The 18,146-nt window shown below is 37.9% G+C and carries 20 protein-coding genes and 1 tRNA gene; 12 read left to right on the plus strand and 9 right to left on the minus strand.

The features are described 5' to 3' along the window. Positions 1–149 precede the first annotated feature (149 nt). The 9 genes from AC6H0V_RS02620 (at position 150) to AC6H0V_RS02660 (ending at position 8,833) form a co-directional block, all read left to right on the plus strand. Positions 150–947 (plus strand): ABC transporter substrate-binding protein, encoded by a 798-nt coding sequence (locus AC6H0V_RS02620; protein WP_497562157.1) that lies wholly within the window; start codon positions 150–152, stop codon positions 945–947. 18 nt (positions 948–965) lie between these two features. Further along, positions 966–2,387 carry an alpha/beta hydrolase family protein gene (locus AC6H0V_RS02625; RefSeq protein ID WP_497562158.1) on the plus strand — a complete coding sequence of 474 codons (1,422 nt, stop codon included), beginning with the start codon at positions 966–968 and terminating at the stop codon, positions 2,385–2,387. A 21-nt stretch (positions 2,388–2,408) separates the two neighbouring features. After that, positions 2,409–2,768: a DUF2200 domain-containing protein gene (locus AC6H0V_RS02630; protein WP_497562159.1), complete on the plus strand. Its 360-nt coding sequence runs from the start codon at positions 2,409–2,411 to the stop codon at positions 2,766–2,768. An 823-nt stretch (positions 2,769–3,591) separates the two neighbouring features. After that, positions 3,592–3,673: transfer RNA gene (locus tag AC6H0V_RS02635), tRNA-Leu, on the plus strand. A 159-nt stretch (positions 3,674–3,832) separates the two neighbouring features. Then, positions 3,833–5,179, plus strand: a complete 1,347-nt coding sequence (gene tig / locus AC6H0V_RS02640; RefSeq protein ID WP_497562160.1) for a trigger factor — start codon at positions 3,833–3,835, stop codon at positions 5,177–5,179. 72 nt (positions 5,180–5,251) lie between these two features. Further along, a complete protein-coding gene (locus AC6H0V_RS02645) occupies positions 5,252–5,608 on the plus strand; it encodes a four helix bundle protein (protein ID WP_497562161.1) in 357 nt (118 codons plus the stop codon). Positions 5,609–5,813: 205 nt separating this feature from the next. After that, a complete protein-coding gene (clpP, locus tag AC6H0V_RS02650) occupies positions 5,814–6,500 on the plus strand; it encodes an ATP-dependent Clp endopeptidase proteolytic subunit ClpP (RefSeq protein WP_497562162.1) in 687 nt (228 codons plus the stop codon). A 71-nt stretch (positions 6,501–6,571) separates the two neighbouring features. Beyond that, complete coding sequence (gene clpX / locus AC6H0V_RS02655; protein ID WP_497562163.1) at positions 6,572–7,810, plus strand: ATP-dependent Clp protease ATP-binding subunit ClpX; 1,239 nt, start codon at positions 6,572–6,574, stop codon at positions 7,808–7,810. Between the two features lie 159 nt (positions 7,811–7,969). After that, positions 7,970–8,833, plus strand: a complete 864-nt coding sequence (locus tag AC6H0V_RS02660) for an AMP nucleosidase (RefSeq protein ID WP_497562164.1) — start codon at positions 7,970–7,972, stop codon at positions 8,831–8,833. Between the two features lie 27 nt (positions 8,834–8,860). Here the strand turns inward: AC6H0V_RS02660 and AC6H0V_RS02665 are convergent, their stop codons facing one another. The 7 genes from AC6H0V_RS02665 to AC6H0V_RS02695 form a co-directional block, all read right to left on the minus strand. Continuing rightward, positions 8,861–9,223: a YdeI/OmpD-associated family protein gene (locus AC6H0V_RS02665; RefSeq protein ID WP_497562165.1), complete on the minus strand. Its 363-nt coding sequence runs from the start codon at positions 9,221–9,223 to the stop codon at positions 8,861–8,863. Next, the gene (locus tag AC6H0V_RS02670) at positions 9,223–9,438 is read right to left on the minus strand and encodes a hypothetical protein (RefSeq protein WP_497562166.1); all 216 of its coding nucleotides are present in this window, start codon (positions 9,436–9,438) and stop codon (positions 9,223–9,225) included. Before AC6H0V_RS02670 ends, AC6H0V_RS02665 begins: the two co-directional genes overlap by 1 nt. Then, complete coding sequence (locus tag AC6H0V_RS02675) at positions 9,405–9,599, minus strand: hypothetical protein (RefSeq protein WP_497562167.1); 195 nt, start codon at positions 9,597–9,599, stop codon at positions 9,405–9,407. The genes AC6H0V_RS02670 and AC6H0V_RS02675 overlap by 34 nt, the downstream gene beginning before the upstream one ends. Positions 9,600–9,613: 14 nt before the next feature. Beyond that, complete coding sequence (locus AC6H0V_RS02680) at positions 9,614–10,558, minus strand: hypothetical protein (protein WP_497562168.1); 945 nt, start codon at positions 10,556–10,558, stop codon at positions 9,614–9,616. Between the two features lie 90 nt (positions 10,559–10,648). Beyond that, positions 10,649–11,146, minus strand: coding sequence for a SixA phosphatase family protein (locus AC6H0V_RS02685; RefSeq protein WP_497562169.1), 498 nt, complete (start codon positions 11,144–11,146; stop codon positions 10,649–10,651). Positions 11,147–11,206: 60 nt separating this feature from the next. Then, entirely contained in the window at positions 11,207–11,932 is a 726-nt protein-coding gene (locus AC6H0V_RS02690; protein ID WP_497562170.1) for a hypothetical protein, read from the minus strand. Between the two features lie 75 nt (positions 11,933–12,007). Further along, on the minus strand, positions 12,008–13,702 hold the full coding sequence (locus AC6H0V_RS02695) for a helix-hairpin-helix domain-containing protein (protein ID WP_497562171.1): 1,695 nt from the start codon (positions 13,700–13,702) through the stop codon (positions 12,008–12,010). Between the two features lie 88 nt (positions 13,703–13,790). Between AC6H0V_RS02695 and AC6H0V_RS02700 the strand changes: the two genes are divergently transcribed. Then, complete coding sequence (locus AC6H0V_RS02700) at positions 13,791–14,396, plus strand: hypothetical protein (RefSeq protein ID WP_497562172.1); 606 nt, start codon at positions 13,791–13,793, stop codon at positions 14,394–14,396. Between the two features lie 28 nt (positions 14,397–14,424). Here AC6H0V_RS02700 and sppA read toward each other — a convergent pair whose 3' ends face one another. Beyond that, entirely contained in the window at positions 14,425–16,194 is a 1,770-nt protein-coding gene (gene sppA, locus AC6H0V_RS02705) for a signal peptide peptidase SppA (protein WP_497562173.1), read from the minus strand. 118 nt (positions 16,195–16,312) lie between these two features. Between sppA and folK the strand changes: the two genes are divergently transcribed. Next, positions 16,313–16,807 (plus strand): 2-amino-4-hydroxy-6-hydroxymethyldihydropteridine diphosphokinase, encoded by a 495-nt coding sequence (folK, locus tag AC6H0V_RS02710; RefSeq protein WP_497562174.1) that lies wholly within the window; start codon positions 16,313–16,315, stop codon positions 16,805–16,807. Positions 16,808–16,955: 148 nt separating this feature from the next. Then, entirely contained in the window at positions 16,956–17,333 is a 378-nt protein-coding gene (locus AC6H0V_RS02715; RefSeq protein ID WP_497562175.1) for an Hpt domain-containing protein, read from the plus strand. A 92-nt stretch (positions 17,334–17,425) separates the two neighbouring features. Here AC6H0V_RS02715 and pssA read toward each other — a convergent pair whose 3' ends face one another. Then, positions 17,426–18,118, minus strand: coding sequence for a CDP-diacylglycerol--serine O-phosphatidyltransferase (gene pssA, locus AC6H0V_RS02720; RefSeq protein ID WP_497562176.1), 693 nt, complete (start codon positions 18,116–18,118; stop codon positions 17,426–17,428). Positions 18,119–18,146: the final 28 nt, after the last annotated feature.

The raw sequence follows: 18,146 nt of genomic DNA on the forward strand, positions 1-18,146 counted from the left end.
AAGCAAGGTATGATTAACTAATCTGTGTACTCCCCTAATTTGTGTAATCCCCCAATCGGTGTAATCAACCGCGAAGCGAACGGTTAGAAAAAAATCATCCGCTCCGCGAAAAAAGGCAAGGGGATGAGGTAAATGATTATCTTTACTCCATGCAAAAATCCTTCAAAGATCAACTTGGAAGAACAATAACCATCAATTATCCACCTAAGAGGATCGTCTCTATAGTTCCTTCGCAAACAGAATTGTTATTTGATTTAGGACTGGATGAAGAAGTAGTTGGGATTACTAAGTTCTGCATCCATCCGATCGAGAAATTTGCGACAAGGACAAAAGTAGGAGGAACTAAAAAGCTAAAGATTGAACTAATCAGGCAATTGCAACCTGATTTGATTATTGCTAATAAAGAAGAAAATACCCAGGCAGAAATCGAGCTATTAATGGAGGAATTCCCGGTTTGGATCAGTGATATCAGTAATCTTGAAGATGCAACAAAAACCATCACGGAAATAGGGGAGCTGGTAAATCGGGCGCCCGAAGCCGCGTACCTAAACCATTTGATCAATGCGGGTTTTACGGATCTACAAGCTTTGGCCGTTCAGAAAAAGATTAACCTAAGGGTAGCTTATCTTATTTGGAAAAATCCTTTTATGTGTGCTGGGCGAAACACTTTCATCGATGATATATTAAGAAAAATCGGTTTGCAAAACGTAATAGAAGAACCTCGATATCCTGTCTTAAGTCTCTCTCAACTGCAAACTGTAAACTGCCAACTGATCCTGCTTTCAAGCGAACCCTATCCTTTCAAAGATAAACACGTGGAAGAAATCAAATCGGCCTTGCCAGATACAAAGGTGATGCTCGTAGACGGCGAAATGTTTTCGTGGTATGGAAGTAGGCTGGTAAAGGCAATCCAATATTTTTTCGAGTTTCAACAGCAGGTTAATTAATAACTATTAATTTTGAATATGAACATTATCTACAGAACGGGACTTCTATTTTTAGTTACATTCTCTGCTATTACATCTTATGCCCAAAAAAACCCAACTACAACTTGGGAATCGAAGTTAGGTGCCATACCTATTATTTTAAAAATCAAGACAGACAGTATAACTAAGCAGCTAATTGCGGTTTATGACAGTCCGAGCCAGGGTGCATATGGTTTAAAGGTGTCCGAACTTAAGATCACAGACGATAGCTTAACGGCTTTCTCTAAAGTTATTAATGGTGGTTTTAAAGGGAAATTTAATGAGGATAAATCCGAAATTACAGGGAAATGGATCCAAGGTGGGGGAGAATTGTCTGCCACTTTTAAAAAGGTAACCCATGAAATTGAAGCTAAAAGACCTCAAACACCTAAGGCCCCATTTCCATATGATATACAAAATGTGATTTATTACAATAAAGATAAAACTATAAAATATGGTGCTACGCTTACCATGCCAAGATCAGATCATCCAGTTCCGGCAGTGATATTGATTAGTGGATCTGGACAAGAGGATAGGGATGAAACTATTTTCAACCATAAACCTTTTTGGGTTTTAGCGGATTATCTCACTAGAAACGGGATCGCGGTTTTAAGGGTAGATGATAGAGGAATGGGCGAATCAACAGGTGACGTACGAAATGCCACTTCCTTGGATTTTGCTGATGATGTACTGCAAAGCCTAGATTTTCTAAAATCCCAACCCCATATTGATCTTAAACATATCGGTTTAATTGGCCATAGCGAAGGTGGGGTTATTGCGCCATTGGTAGCCATGCAATCAAAAGACATTAGTTTCATCGTAAGTTTAGCAGGAGTGGGTGTTAAGGGTGCAGATATACTAAAAAAACAATGGTATGATGGTTTTGCTAAGATGGGTTTTAATGAAGATGATTTAAAGAGGTCATCCGGTTTGGTAGATCTGATTATAAAATTGGTATTTGACTATAAAAATGATGATCAACTGCGAAGTGATTTTGAGCAACAATTTGAAGAATGGCGGAAAAAACAACCAGACGATTTTTTGGTCAGATCAAAATTAAAGGGACCAGGATCCGACCAACAGATCAGTCAAATGGCTAGCCCATATTTCATGCCGTGGATGCGCTATTTTATAATGTATGATCCTGCCACAACTCTTGGACATTTAAAGATTCCGATATTGGCCTTAAATGGCGGGAAAGATGTTCAGGTAAATGCAACAGCTAATTTGGCAGGCTTTAAACGATACCTTACGCAAGCAGGAAACAAAAATTTTAAGACGGTCTTATTGCCAAAACTCAATCACCTCTTTCAGACTGCTAAAACTGGGGACGTTAGTGAGTATGCGACGATCGAAGAAACCTTTAATCCCGAGGCATTAGCAATTATTACAGCGTGGATTAAGGTCCAGGTTAAATATTAACTATCTGTAAACTGAAAACTGATGGATACAAGCAAACACGATGAGCGTATCGCAAAAATGACATTTGGGTCTGTTTATCCCCACTATGTGAAAAAAGTAGAGACTAAAGGTAGAACGATAAAAGAGTTGCATGAAGTAATGCAATGGCTCACTGGCTTTAATGAGGAGAAATTGCAGGAGCTTATTGGTCAGCGAACCACTTTCGAAGAATTCTTTGATCAGGCTACGCTAAATCCTAATGCACATCTTATCACGGGAGTGATCTGTGGTTATCGAGTAGAAGAAATTGAAAATCCGTTAACCCAAAAATTAAGATACTTGGACAAGTTAATTGACGAATTAGCAAAGGGCCGTAAAATGGAAAAGATTTTGCGCAAGTAGTTTCATTGGTTCGTTGGGCTGGGTTAACGCTTATCGCCAAACGCTCAGCGCAATATTAACCACATAGAAACATAGAACACATTGAACATAAACCATATGAAATATAAGGGTCATAGAGCTTATATGTCTTATATGGTTCATTCGTAAGATATTGGTATAGCCAAACACGTATCGCCAACGCCAGACGCTCAGCGCAATATTAACCACATAGAAACATAGATCACATAGAACATGAGCCATATGAAATATAAGGGTCGTAGAGCTTATAGGTCTTATATGGTTCATTTGTGAGATGTATGTATCACCAAACGCTCAGCGCAATATTAACCACATAGAAACATAGAACACATAGAACATAAACCATATGAAATATAAGGTCATAGAGCTTATATGTCTTATATGGTTCATTCGTAAGATATTGGTATAGCCAAACACGTATCGCCAACGCCAGACGCTCAGCGCCATATTAACCACATAGAAACATAGATCACATAGAACATGAGCCATATGAAATATAAGGGTCGTAGAGCTTATATGTCTTATATGGTTCATTGGTGAGATGTATGCATCGCCAGACGCTCAGCGCAATATTAACCACAGAGAAACATAAAACACATAGAACATAAACCATATGAAATATAAGGTAATAGAGCTTATATGTCTTATATGGTTCATTCGTAAGATATTGGTATAGCCAAACACGTATCGCCAACGCCAAACGCTCAGCGCCAAACACTTAGCAATTGACTATAAAAAATAATTCAATTTCTTTGTAAAAATTACCACGAAACGCTATCTTTGCAATCCAAAATAAATCCTAACTGCGGATGTGGCGTAATTGGTAGCCGCACCAGACTTAGGATCTGGCGCTTCACGGCGTGGGGGTTCGAGTCCCTTCATCCGCACTACTACATGAAGCCGTTCCGATAATTATCGGAACGGTTTTATTTTAAAATGACATTGATTAAGAATTAAATATAAATCGATGTGTGTTTGAGCTTACGCAATTTGTCTCAATCTTCCCAAAGGGATGCCTTTGGCACACATCTCATATCTCAGATCTCATGAACATCACCCAGGAAAACATAGACGATTTAAATGCAGTGGTTAAAATTACCATCGCACCTGAAGATTATACCCCTAGAGTAGAAAAAGCACTTAAAGAGCAAGCAAAAAAAGCCAATCTTCCAGGTTTCCGTAAGGGAATGGTGCCGGTTGCACACCTGAAAAGAATGTACGGCAAAAGTATTTTGGTAGAAGAAATTAACAACCTGTTAAACGATACACTTTCAAAGCACTTAACAGAAAATAAAGTAGAAGTTTTAGGTCAACCTTTGCCCGTAACAGACGATTCAAAAGAATTTAAATGGGATAACACGGATGAATTCGAGTTTAACTATGAGTTAGGTTTGGCACCAAAGGTGGATGTTGATATTACTTCAAAAGATCAATTTACCCAATATAACGTTAAAGCGGATGATGATACCTTGGCCGCAAGGATTAAAAATATCCGCAAAAGCTATGGCAAAATGACAAACCCTGAAGTTTCGGCAGAAGGTGATGTACTTTATGCAGACTTGGTACAGCTTGCCCCAGATGCAACAGTTTTTGAGGGTGGGATTACCAGCACAGGTTCAATCCGTTTGGATCTAGTAACAGATCAGGAAATCTTAAAATCATTAGTTGGTGTAAAGAAAGGTGATATTTTTGAACTTGACATCCAAAAAGCATTCGACAATAACGAAACCGTAATTGCCAAATTGTTAAATATCGAAGAAGAAGATGCGCAAGAACTGAAATCTAAATTCCAGGTAACTATTAAAAATGTAAACCGTTTAGAAGAATCTGATCTTAACCAAGAGTTTTATGATAAAATATTCGGTCTGGGTGTAGTGAGTGATGAAGCCGGTTTTAGGGCAAAAATTACAGAAGAAGTAGAGAGCATGTTTAAACAGGATGCAGATCGTAAACTTCAGAACGATATTTATACCCAACTTACCAGCCAAACCAAGATGCAGTTGCCAGATACCTTCTTACGTAAATGGTTAAAAGCTACAAACGATAAATTAACCAATGAAGAATTGGAACAGGGCTATGCTGATTTCGCGAAAAATTTAAAGTGGACTTTAATCGAGAATAAAATTATTACCGATAACGAAATCAAAATTGAGTACAAGGACGTTTTCGAAACCGCTAAGCAACGTTTAGATGCCCAGTTCAGAATGTACAGCCCACAACCCATGTCTGAAGAACAACTGGCCCAATATACCACTACCTTCTTACAAGAAAAAGAAAATGCAAACCGTATTTTCGACGAGGTGAAAGCTTTGAAAGTGTTTGAATACATCCAAAATACCGCTACAATTATTAGTGAGGATATCGCGTATGATAAGTTTGTTGCTTTAAAGTAGCAAAGAGCTTGGGGCATGGAGAAATTTGCTTTCAAAATTCGTCTATAAGCGAATTAGGTTTTATTTTGTCGCATGGCAAAATTTAGATTTCAAGACCTTTTAATATGGCAAAAAGCTATTTTAACTGGCAATAAATTAATTGATATTTCTGAGAAACTTGAGGAAATTAAAAAATTCAGATTTGCAGAGCAGCTTCGCGGAGCTGCTCTCAGCGTATCAAATAATATAGCCGAAGGTTCTGGCTCTAGTTCAAATGCAGACTTTAAAAGATTTTTAAACTTTGCTCATCGTTCCGTTTTTGAAAATGCCAATATTCTTGTGGTTCTTAATTTAAGAATGCTAGTTTCAACCCAAGATTTGGAAGTTCTTTTAGAAGAATTGGATCTGTTGGCAAGAATGATATCCAGTTTTTCTAATAGTATAAAATAATAGCATGCTAATTTGTCACTAAAATTGTATTGGTATATTCTTTGACTATGAATATTGATAAGCTAATATTTAATTGACATTATAGTGTAATATAAAACTTAAGGTCAATTAATATTTTGATTTTATATTTTGAGGTTATAATTTACGAAGAATTTGGGAGGATGTAGCTCTATGCCCCATGCCCCATCGCTAAAAAAAACATATCATGAACATCGACAAAGACGAATTTAGAAAATACGCAGTTAAACATCATAGAATTAACGGATTAAATGTAGATCGTTATATTGGAGCTACCAATAATTCGCCAAAATCCATGACACCATATATTATAGAAGAACGCCAATTGAATGTTGCTCAAATGGATGTGTTTTCGCGTTTAATGATGGACCGGATCATCTTTTTGGGTGATGCGATTTATGATCAGAATGCAAATATTATCCAAGCACAATTGTTGTTCCTACAATCAACAGATGCAAATCGCGATATTCAGATCTACATCAACTCTCCTGGGGGCTCTGTATATGCGGGCTTGGGGATCTATGATACCATGCAGTACATCACACCTGATGTGGCCACTATCTGTACGGGAATGGCAGCCTCTATGGGCGCTGTATTGCTTGTAGCGGGTGCGAAGGGCAAACGTGCTGCATTAACGCACTCAAGGGTTATGATCCATCAACCGTCTGGTGGCGCACAAGGTGTCGCTTCAGATATGGAGATTAACCTTCGCGAAATGTTGAAACTGAAAAAAGAACTGTACGACATCATTTCTACTCACTCTGGTCAGAACTATGAATGGGTAGAAAAAGCATCAGATAGAGATTACTGGATGAAGGCCGATGAGGCTAAAAGTTTTGGTATGATTGATGAGGTGTTAGGTGGAACGAAATAGTACGAGTTTGGAGTTTGGCGGAAGGCGTATTAGCGCTCAACGCCTAACGCTTAACGCATAACACAAAAAAAATGGCTAAACAAAATAAAGACTCACGTTGCTCCTTCTGTAACTCCCCTAAACAAGAAACATTAATGTTAATTGAGGGGATGGATGCATATATATGTGATAAATGTGTAACGCAGGCCAATGTTCTACTTGCCCAAGAATTAGGCAATAAAAAAAGCAAAGCATTCGACGAATCATTTAGATTGCTCAAACCTGCAGAAATCAAGGCACATATCGATCAATATGTAATTGGACAGGATGACGCAAAAAAAGTACTATCGGTAGCCGTTTATAACCATTATAAAAGACTGAGCCAAAAAATAGATAAAGATGAAGTAGAGATAGAGAAATCTAACATCATGTTGGTAGGCGAAACAGGAACTGGGAAAACACTATTAGCTAAAACCATTGCTAAAATTTTACATGTACCTTTCTGTATTGTTGATGCAACTGTTTTAACAGAAGCAGGTTACGTGGGAGAAGATGTAGAGAGTATCCTAACCCGCTTACTGCAGGCAGCAGATTATGATGTCGCCTCAGCCGAAAGAGGCATTGTGTACATTGATGAAGTGGATAAAGTTGCCCGCAAGAGCGATAACCCTTCAATTACTAGAGATGTTTCTGGCGAAGGGGTACAACAGGCGCTCCTAAAAATTTTAGAAGGTACGGTGGTTAATGTGCCGCCACAAGGTGGAAGAAAGCATCCAGACCAGAAAATGATTCCAGTAGATACCAATAATATTTTATTTATCTGTGGAGGGGCATTTGATGGCATCGAACGTAAAATTGCAAATCGCCTGCGCACGCAAGCGGTTGGATATAAGGTTAAAAAAGATGATACCGAATTGGATCTAAAAAATCTGTACAAGTATATCACTCCACAAGATTTAAAGGCGTTCGGATTAATACCTGAACTCATTGGACGTGTACCTGTGCTTACGCACCTTAATCCATTGGATATACAGGCCTTACGCAATATCTTAACGGTTCCTAAAAACTCGTTGATGAAACAGTATACCAAGCTGTTCGAGTACGAAGATGTGAACCTGATCTTTGAAGAGGATGTATTAGACTTTATCGTAAATAAAGCGATGGAATATAAACTCGGTGCACGAGGATTAAGATCTATTTGCGAGGCTATCATGCTGGATGCCATGTATGAAACACCTTCCGATGAGACGGCAAAGGAACTACATATCACTTTGGATTATGCCATAGAGAAATTTGAAAAGGCAGACTTTAAGAAATTAAAAGCAGCATAAAATTTAATCCTTCCCGATTTCGAAACGATTTTTTGCAATATAAATCTATCCTTTTCGAAATCGGGAGGGATTTTTTTTTATATTGTAATATTAACGCTATGCGCTATTGCGCTATGCACTCAACGCTATGCGCTCAGCGCTATGCCCTAAGCTAATTGTATGAACGAAGAAATGGACGTCAAAAAAGACGTAAAAATTGTGGCAAAGGCCAAAAAAGTAAAAGAAGTAGAAACTCCGGTAAAATCAGGATTAAAATCTAAAGATGATATTGTTAAAAACTGGTTACCGCGATATACCGGCAGACCTTTAGAAGATTTTGGTAAATATATCCTGCTCACTAATTTCAGTAAATACCTGACGATGTTTTCTGAATGGAATGATAATGCCCCAATAATGGGACTGGACAAACCAATGCAAAGCTGTACAGCAAATGGGATTACTATTATCAATTTCGGTATGGGAAGTCCGCTGGCTGCAACAATGATGGACCTATTAACTGCGATTACCCCAAAAGCTGTTTTGTTTTTAGGGAAATGCGGAGGCCTGAAAAAGAAAAACCAACTTGGGGATCTTATTTTACCGATAGCTGCCATTAGGGGCGAAGGTACATCAAATGATTATTTGCCGGCCGAGGTGCCTGCATTGCCCTCATTTGCACTTCAAAAAGCGATATCAACAACCATTAGAGATCACTCCAGAGATTATTGGACAGGGACCTGCTATACAACCAACCGCAGGGTTTGGGAGCATGATAAAGAATTTAAGAAATATTTAAAAAGTTTACGTGCCATGGCGGTAGATATGGAAACAGCAACCATCTTCACCACTGGTTTTGCCAATAAAATCCCCACTGGTGCTTTATTGTTGGTGTCTGATCAGCCCATGATCCCAGAAGGAGTAAAAACAGCTGAAAGCGATAGCTCTGTAACTACTAACTATGTCGAAAGTCACCTTAAGATTGGCATTGAGTCACTTAAACAACTAATTAATGGTGGAGCAACAGTAAAACACTTGAAGTTTTAAGAATTAGCTAATTGGCATATTTGCTAATTAACTATCCCACTTTCCACTTTGTTTCGCGATCTCGATCATTTTCATCCCCTGTGGCTTCATCAGGCCATCCTTGATCATTTGGTTTGCCCTTTCAATGTTTGTTTTGCTCCAGTTGCTTTTCGCTTTGCGGGGTGAGAATCTTAGCCATGAACTTTCTTTGTCGCGTTTTTTGGCCTTACTATCAATCCAACCATAACAAAGTGCGTTTGCCATCGCTTCGGCCATATATATACCCTTTGTATTTTTATGCGCTATGGCAAGCCAAACCGATTGCTCGGTTTCCCCATTTTTTTCTAACCATTCACGCCAATCGTTTACCCCAGTTGGGACAAATGTTTTTTCGCCATCAACTGTTTCCATTACTTCGTTTTCTTCTTTTTTGGTTTCGGTATTTTTCCAATGCGAGGATCATTTTTCTTGATCAGTTCGCAAATTTTGATGGCATGCTCTTCGAAATTATTATCATCAGAAGAAAGGAGTTGCCATCCGGTCTCACCATCGCCTAGCACTGCAATAGAAGTTAATGATGGCAACACTTTTTTTAAACTTTCGTGATGCTCTTTACTTGTGGCCACCCATATTCCGTTAACTTCTGCATGGTTAGTCTATCCCTTAATCCGAGTACAATTTTATCGTTTACATACACTGCTGTTAATCCAAACATTGGATTTAACCTAACTTCTAAAGGATAAAGGTAATCGAGCACAAAATTGAAAGGGATGGGTTTTCTGATCATTAGATAAGGTGCAACTATTCAATAAGCTTATAACTTGTTATCGTTTTTCCGCCAATCATTCGGAAATTGCTCTCAAGTTCGGATGTACCCTCATAATTTATCCATTTTCCTTTTCCAATTGAGAAGTAACCAGTAGCAATGTGATTATATTTCATGAAAATTCTCTCCTCGCCCCCCATTCCTGGCAATGTCATTAGTGCAGAACTAAAACTGCCCATCACAAACTCTTGTATGTTATACTTAACAATAGCTATTTTATCATTATTCTCTTCTATCACCTTTTCAATATAAACTTCATTTACACTCGAAGAGCTATCTGCATAAAAGTTTTGATCCATTTCAATGAAATTTGCATTTAATTGCCATTTTTCGCCTATTTGAACTGGTTTGTTAGGTAAAGCAAATAAGGATGATATCAGATTTTTTTGACTGCTTTTATAGTAGGTGCTCACTACCTCCCCATTAGGTGTAATCCTGCCTCGTAATACCACCATACTCTCTCGTCCGGTTAGACTGGCAAACATGTTCGCAAATGTTAAACTGTCAACTTCTTTGTCGGTATCCGTTTGCTTATTTTTGTTTTTATCTTTTCCGTCTTTTACAAAATTATTCGGTTTGTTTTTAGATGAACCTTTTTGGGAGGTTGGATCAACTACGGTTTTCATTTCGATGTCAATCAGCGTATTATTTTTTGCATTCAGAAAAAGATTGGTCTGATATTTCATGCTTGCATTAACCTTACTCAAAGAATTGAAAAGATTCTTAAAAATACCAGCTAAACTATCAGTCTTAGCGGTGTCTTCGGTAACTAACCGGCGGGAATTCATCACTGTTTGATAGTTGAGGGTATCACCTTTTGCTATCTTCCATTGTAATAGAATACCGGAGCTTTGGCAGAATACTGGCCCTAAAAGTAACAGAACGAAATAAGAGGTGAGGAGAGTTTTCTTTAGTATCATTTTGTAAGTTTATCAATTATCAGGCTTTTTTAAGCAAAGTGGAGGGCATTGTAAATGGAATTGGAATATCTATCATTAAGCCCTTCAATACTAATCTTCCCCACTTTTCGGAAAGTCAAATAATAACACTTTAGCGGTATCAGCACTTACCATTCGCCAATCATCAAAAGGGAATTCTAGCATTACCACACTGCAAGTGGGCATATTTTCGAGGTAACTGTCTAGATAATTAACCAAATCTGTTAACCCCGGGTTATGACCAAATAAGGCAATTCGATTGTACGTATTATCAAACTGGTTGATCAACGCCACCAAGGTTTTGATACTGGCCTCATAAATCGTCGTCTCTTTGACGATTTTTTTGCAAGCAATCTTCCAAGCTTCGGCAAAATATTCAGCGGTAGTAATTGCTCGCAATGCCGGACTGCTCACTATGAGTTCTGGTTTAATTTTTTGTTTAACTAAACGTTCGGCCATTTCTGGAGCATTGGCTTTCCCTCTCTTATTTAAGGGTCTGTCGAAATCGCGTAAATCTGCGTTCCCCCAGTCAGATTTAGCATGCCTAATCAATAATAATTGCTTTACCATTTTTCAGTTATCTTTGGCAGTTGGCAATTGACAGCTGGTAACTGTTAACTGTTAACCGTATTATTTCCAATAATCAGCAACCCAAGGTGCTGGTTTCACATAGCGATACCACTTTCCCCGCCCGCCTTTTATTGCTTTATGTGGGTTAATTTCGCCATGAAAGATGATGATCTTGGCTCCTTTTGGAATCTGGGGAGTTGCCCAAAAAGCAAAGGGAACTTTCGATACACAGTCGTATTTATAACTCGGACACCATTCTTTTGGCCAATAAGCAAGTTTTCCTCGGTCGAATATAGCTTGTGTTAAATATTCTTGCTCATTGCGGTGTATTTGTCTTATCTCATTAAAGTTAGCTAGAAAATCGTCAAATACATAACCATGTTTGCCTATCTCAAATCTGTAAACCGAAGAATTCCCGGTAATCCGCCACTGCTTTTTATAATCTTTTATGATCAAAAATTCTCCTGGGTAATCAAAAAACGGATCTATAGAATTTACAATTACAATATCCAGATCTAGAAATAAGGCCGTTCCTTGCAGGCCATACAGCTCTTCTTTTAAGGTAGCAAGCTTTTTCCACATGCGCTCTGGTAAACCACCAGGCAATTCCATGGCAGGAATAGGGAAGCATTTAACTGCTGGATTAATACCTTTTTCATCATCTGTAAAACACACCATCTTAAAGGGATAGCTCAAATTGCGTTGAACCATCGAAAAAAGTCTATTTACATATTCAGGGCCATACAATGTGCCCCATTTCATACAAAATATATAGTTGTCTGCCATTTAACCCCCAGTTAGTAATATGCTCATCGGATGAGTCATCGGATAACTCATCTGATGAGCAAATAAAGTTATCATTTAAATACTTTTAGCACCATGCTTTCGCTCAAAATAAGCAGTAATTTCTTCTAGGGAGAATGCATTTAAACATTTCTCTGCGGTTAAGGATCCCTTGCGGGCGGTCAATACTCCAAATCTCATATCGTTGAAGCCTTCTTTTCGATGTGCATCTGGATTAATGGAGAGTAAAACTCCTTTTTCTAGCGCATAGCGATGCCAACGCCAATCCAGATCCAGACGCAAAGGATTTGCATTAATTTCGATAACTACATGATTTGCAGCGCAGGCATCGATTACTTTTTTGTAATCAATTTCATAGCCCTTTCTGCTCAAGAGTAATCTCCCGGTAGGGTGCCCTAAAATAGTGGTATATGGATTTTCGATTGCTTTAATTAACCTAGACGTAGCTTTTTCTTCCGTTATGCGTAAATTGCTGTGCACGGAAGCCACTATAAAATCAAAAGTTTTTAAAATTTCGTCGCTATAATCTAAGGCCCCGTCATTTAAGATATCACTTTCAATGCCTTTAAAGATCTTAAAGGGGGCAAGCTTTTGGTTCAGTTCATTAATCTGCTGATGCTGGGCATACACCCGCTGTTCATTAAGTCCTTTGGCGTAAAATGCCGATTTTGAGTGATCGCAGATTCCTAGATACTCTAGGTTTAAAGAATCCTTGCAATATACCGCCATTTCTTCTAAGGTATGAACACCATCGCTCCAGTCTGAGTGATTATGTAAACTCCCTTTCAGATCGGTATATTCGATCAATTTCGGTAGCTCATTTCGCCCCGCTAATCCAATTTCATCCAAGCCCTCCCTCAATTCTGGCTCAACAAATGCTAACTTCGCCTTGGTATAGATTTCATGTTCATCCTTAAATGGACCATTTACAGCTAATCTTAGTACTTCATTAACATGTGCCTCATTACCGGTAAGCTTAAAAAACTGAAGATAAAAATCCGCTTTTTGAACTAATACTAGCCTAACATGTAATCCACTTTCGGTATGTGCAGCAAAGATATCTTCATCTATTTTTTTAAGGTCTAATCCTGTAAAAGATTCAATTTGAGGGGTCAGTTCTGCAATGTTAGTTGTTCCAACTACGATTATAAACTCCTCAATAATTTCACATGCTCTCCTAAAATCTCCAGCAATACCCAATAAAAGTTGTTCCTCAGGCACTTTATTTAACCAAATAGATAGATTAGTAAAAAGATGCTTAACCGTAGCCTCAATGTGTGCGTAAAGGAATTTGCCATTAGCAGCCATTTTAAACTCGATCACTTTTTTGATCTCTTCCTGTGTTTTAAGTCCGAACCCTTTTGCTTCAATTAATCGGTTTTCGTTACAGGCATAGTAAAGCTCTCCTACATTTTCTATTTGCAGCTCACGCCAGATTATACTTATTTTTTTTGGCCCAATCCCTTTGATTCCAAGCATCTCTACAATGCCTGCCGGAGTTTTTAGCAACATATTTTCCAGATCTTGGATGCTGCCCGTGGTTAAGAGTTCAATTATCTTAGCTGCTATACTTTTTCCTATTCCATCAATTTTTTCTATTTCTTCAATAGGTTTTTGGGCTACAGGGAAGGGGAGTTTGTCTATTTTAAAGGCTGCATTTGCAACCGATTTGATTTTGAAAGGGTTCTCTTCATGCAATTCCATCAACTGCGATAATTGCCGTAGAATACGTGATATGGGTTTGTTTTCCATTATCGTAAAATTAGGAAATTATATGTGAACAGCTAAAATTAATTAGCAAACACAATACCGCCCGTCCTATTGTTAATTACGTATGAAAATGAAGTATTTATTTATTGTTGTCTGTGGATTGTTGTTTTCCTGTAATTCGGATTCATCCAAAGTGAAACTCTATCAGAATACCACCAATGTAAACGACATCGAAGCTAAATTGTTAATTGTTCCTGGTAAATCTATCGGGAGATATTTTCTTGGACAAAATATGATCACGGTGGATTCTTTAAAAGGAAAGCCTGATGTGAGCGATGCAGCCATGGGCAAAGCTTGGTCTGTTTGGTATGGAAAAAATAAAACGGGTAATAAAAGAAACGAAATTGCCATTTATTCTACCTATGGGGATAGCACGATGTCTACCAAAGTAGTACAACAAATCAGGGTAATCTCGGGTAAATTTGAAACCGTAGATGGATTGAATAACGGCAACTTACTTTCGACCTTCCAAACCAAATATTCAGATTTTACCCAAGTGTCACGGTATGTTGACACCGCTTTGGGAGATACGATCCAGATATTCGATTCGAAAGCTAACGGAATAGCGGTCGAATTTTTAAGGGATATAAGTCGTGCCATCACTATCCATAAAAAAGGAGAGAAGGTAAATGATACCTATTTGGTACTCCATCCAGAATGGACCAAAATTAATTAGCTAATTAGATAGATTGCTTATTAGCTAATTACCTTATTTTCACCTCGTAATCCATCCTTGCCTGAACACCACTATTTACAATCGCTTTTTGCATTTGTTTATAGATAAAGTAATGTTCGCCCAATTCTTTTTTAGAATAGTAAACACTAATGTTATCTCGTGCATTACCTAGAAAAGCTTTCCATGGGTCAATTTTCTCAGGATATTCTACCACTCTAAAAGATTTCAGTTTTGCTTTTTTTCCTGCCGCGTTAATGGCATCGGTAAAGCTCCCCAATCTATCAGCCAATCCAATTTTAACCGCATCGGTTCCGATCCATACATGTCCACCGCCAATGCTATCAACCTGGGCTTTTGTTTTTTTACGTCCATTGGCTACGCGAGTGATAAAACTGTCGTAAACATGATTTACATCATTTTGAATGATGAAACGCTCTCCTGCGGTTAACGGTCTTGTAACGCTCATGATATCTGCATACTTACCAGTTTTAACCCCATCAAAAGTTATTCCTAACTTATTGTTCAATAAATTCTGAAAGTTTGGAATGATCCCAAACACACCAATTGAGCCTGTAATAGTATTTGGTTGTACAAAGATACTATCTGCGGCGCAACCGATATAGTATCCCCCAGAGGCTGCCACGTCGCCAAATGAGGCGATTACCGGCTTAACTTTTTTGCTCAATACAATTTCTCTCCAGATTACATCAGAAGCGAGTGCACTTCCACCGCCAGAATTAACACGTAAAACGATAGCTTTAACATCCTCATCAAGACGTGCTTTTCTTATTGCCCTAGAAATTCGTTCAGATCCAATCTGTTCATCAGAACCTTCACCGCCAACAATATCGCCATTGGCATAAATTACCGCTACTTTATTGCTAGAGGCCGTATCTTCTGAAGGGAGATTGGCAATATAATCGTTAATACTAACCGTGGTAATGGTGCTTTTTTTACCTTTTCCGGTAATGTTTTTCAACTCGTCTAAAACTTCATCTTTATATTTTAGTCCATCAACTAATTTATAGGCTAAAGCATCTTTTGGTAATTGAATTTTATAATCATTTGCCAATAGAAATAAACTATCCGTAGGGATATTCCTGGTTTGCGAAATCCCCTGTAAAAAGGTTTGGTATAAACCACCAACATAAGCGGTAACCTGTTTACGATTGTAATCGCTCATTTTGGTATTTATAAAGGGTTCAACTGCACTTTTATAATTACCCACCCGAATTATTTGAGCTTCGATACCTAATTTATCGAGGGCACCTTTAAAAAACATCAATTCTGAGCTAAATCCTTTAAATTCCAGTGCACCTTCTGGATTAAGATATACTTTATTTGCTGCAGAAGCCAAATAATAAGCACCTTGAGAATACACTTCACTATAGGCAATTACAGGTTTCTTACATTTTTTAAAATCAATAATCGCATTTCTAACTTCCAACATGGTTGCCATGCCCGCTTGTGGGGCACTCACATTGATAAAAACACATTCTATCTTATCATCTTCCTTAGCCGCTTTTAGAGCTTTGATTACATCATAAAATCCAATACTTTTTTGATCGCTACCACCAATGATGGGGATGCCCTTTAAGGAGTTATCTGGGGTACGTTCGGTAATTACCTGGTCGAGGTCTAAATAAAGTACCGAATTATGGCCAACTGCAACAGTTTTTTCCTCGCCAATCGAACTTATCATTCCAACAATTATAAGAAAGAAAAGCACACATAAAACAACGGTTGAGACAACAATTCCGACTATAGTAGCTAAAACATATTTAAAAAATTCTTTCATGTGCTTGTTAAGTATTTAATTTGCAAATATATAAAAAGCATGGGCATCCTATAGTAATTTATTGCCCCATTTACAAATAAATTAAGAAAGGCTTTAGCCTTAAAATGATCCATACAATATGAAATTAGATACGGTAACTGCTTATTTGTTACTTGGTAGTAATTTAGGGAAAAGAGAATGGTACTTGGATCAGGCGATGGGATTAATAGCCGAAGAGGTTGGAACAATCATGTCTAGCTCATCAGTCTATGAAACAGCCGCTTGGGGAAAGACAGACCAGCCGGGATTTTTAAATCGGGCACTAGAAGTGAGTACCCTTTTAACTCCCATTGAACTGCTGCACCAAGTGTTAGCGATAGAAAAAGTATTGGGAAGAACAAGGGAAGAAAAATGGGGGGCAAGATTAATTGATATTGATGTGATCTTATATGGAAATGAAATCGTTAACAGAGAAGACGAACTACATATCCCTCACCCCGCAATGCAGCATCGAAAATTCGTGATGGAGCCCTTGGTAGAAATTGCGCCTGATTTTATACATCCAGTGTTAGGACTGAGTTTGTCTGAAATTTTGAAAAATTTAAACGACCCGTTAAAGGTAGAAAAGAAATGATTGAATGTTGGCGTATTAGAAGGTTGTTATGAGAGGCATCTCTTTGAGAGAAAGATAGGGAGCTGAGGATGGCAATTAACCTTCATTAACTAGTTAAAATTCGTTTATTATCATTGTGTAAAACCACAATTTTAATTAAGTTTGATTAATGATCGACCAAAACAAAAACAATGAGCCTCTTAATCTATCTTATTTAAGAGAGATGTCTGGAGATAGTGCCGAGTTTATGATTGAGATGCTAGATGTTTTCAAGAAGCAGACCCCCATCTATATGGAAGAACTTGAGCTCGCAATTAAGTCTGAAAACTGGAAATCTACGTCTGAATGTGCACATAAAATAAAACCCACTTTTTATTATGTAGGTCGTGAAGATGTTAGAGACCACATGCAAGCAATAGAAACCAATGCTCGAGAACTTCGTGAAGTTGAACATATCCCACAGGCATTTAATGAAGTTAAGGATTTTGTTGAGACTCTATATAAGCAATTGGATGAAGCGAAAGTTGAATTACAGAAAAACAACTAGGATTAATAGGACTAGGATTAATAAGATTATAGGATTAGACTTGACCTAGCTCCCAACTCCCAACTCCCTACTTCCAACTCAATTATGTTTAATTAGGTTTTCTTCCTAAAATGAAGCACCGAAAATCCAATATACAATACCAAAATAAAGGGTATTGCTGTAAATTTAAGCAGGGCGATCAAAAGAGCCGAGAGAATAACAAACATATATTTGAACTTGCTCTTTGCCCAAGATTTCTCAGTTAGTTTTAATGAAAATAGTTGAAGTTCGCTCACCAATAAAAAACTGGTGATTGCGATAATTGCTACAAGTAGAACGGGAGAGCCAACTAAAGGATAATCTTTAATAATAAAGGGTAAGGAGACTATAAAAAAAGTATTCATTGGTGTGTTCAATCCAATAAATTCCTCCGTTTGTCTTGTGTCTACATTGAATTTAGCCAATCGTAGTGCTGAAAAAACCGTAATTATAAAGCCCAAATAAGGGATCGCTAGAGCAGCTTCTCCTAGATAATAGGCAGGGAGGTTGGAAAAAAGCAACTGATACATTACTACCCCCGGTAAGAACCCAAAGCTTACCATATCCGCCAACGAGTCCAATTCTTTACCAATAGCCGATTTAACGTTAAGCAATCGAGCTACCATTCCGTCAAAGAAATCAAAAACCCCAGACAATACCACAAAATAAGCGGCATATTCTAAATTTCCTTGAAATGCAAAAACAATCCCGATACAACCCGAAAATAGGTTGGCGCAAGTAATGGCGTTTGGGATGTGTCTCTTCATGTTAAGATGTAAAATGTGAGATGTAAGA

Source organism: Pedobacter sp. NO84, from assembly GCF_059703915.1.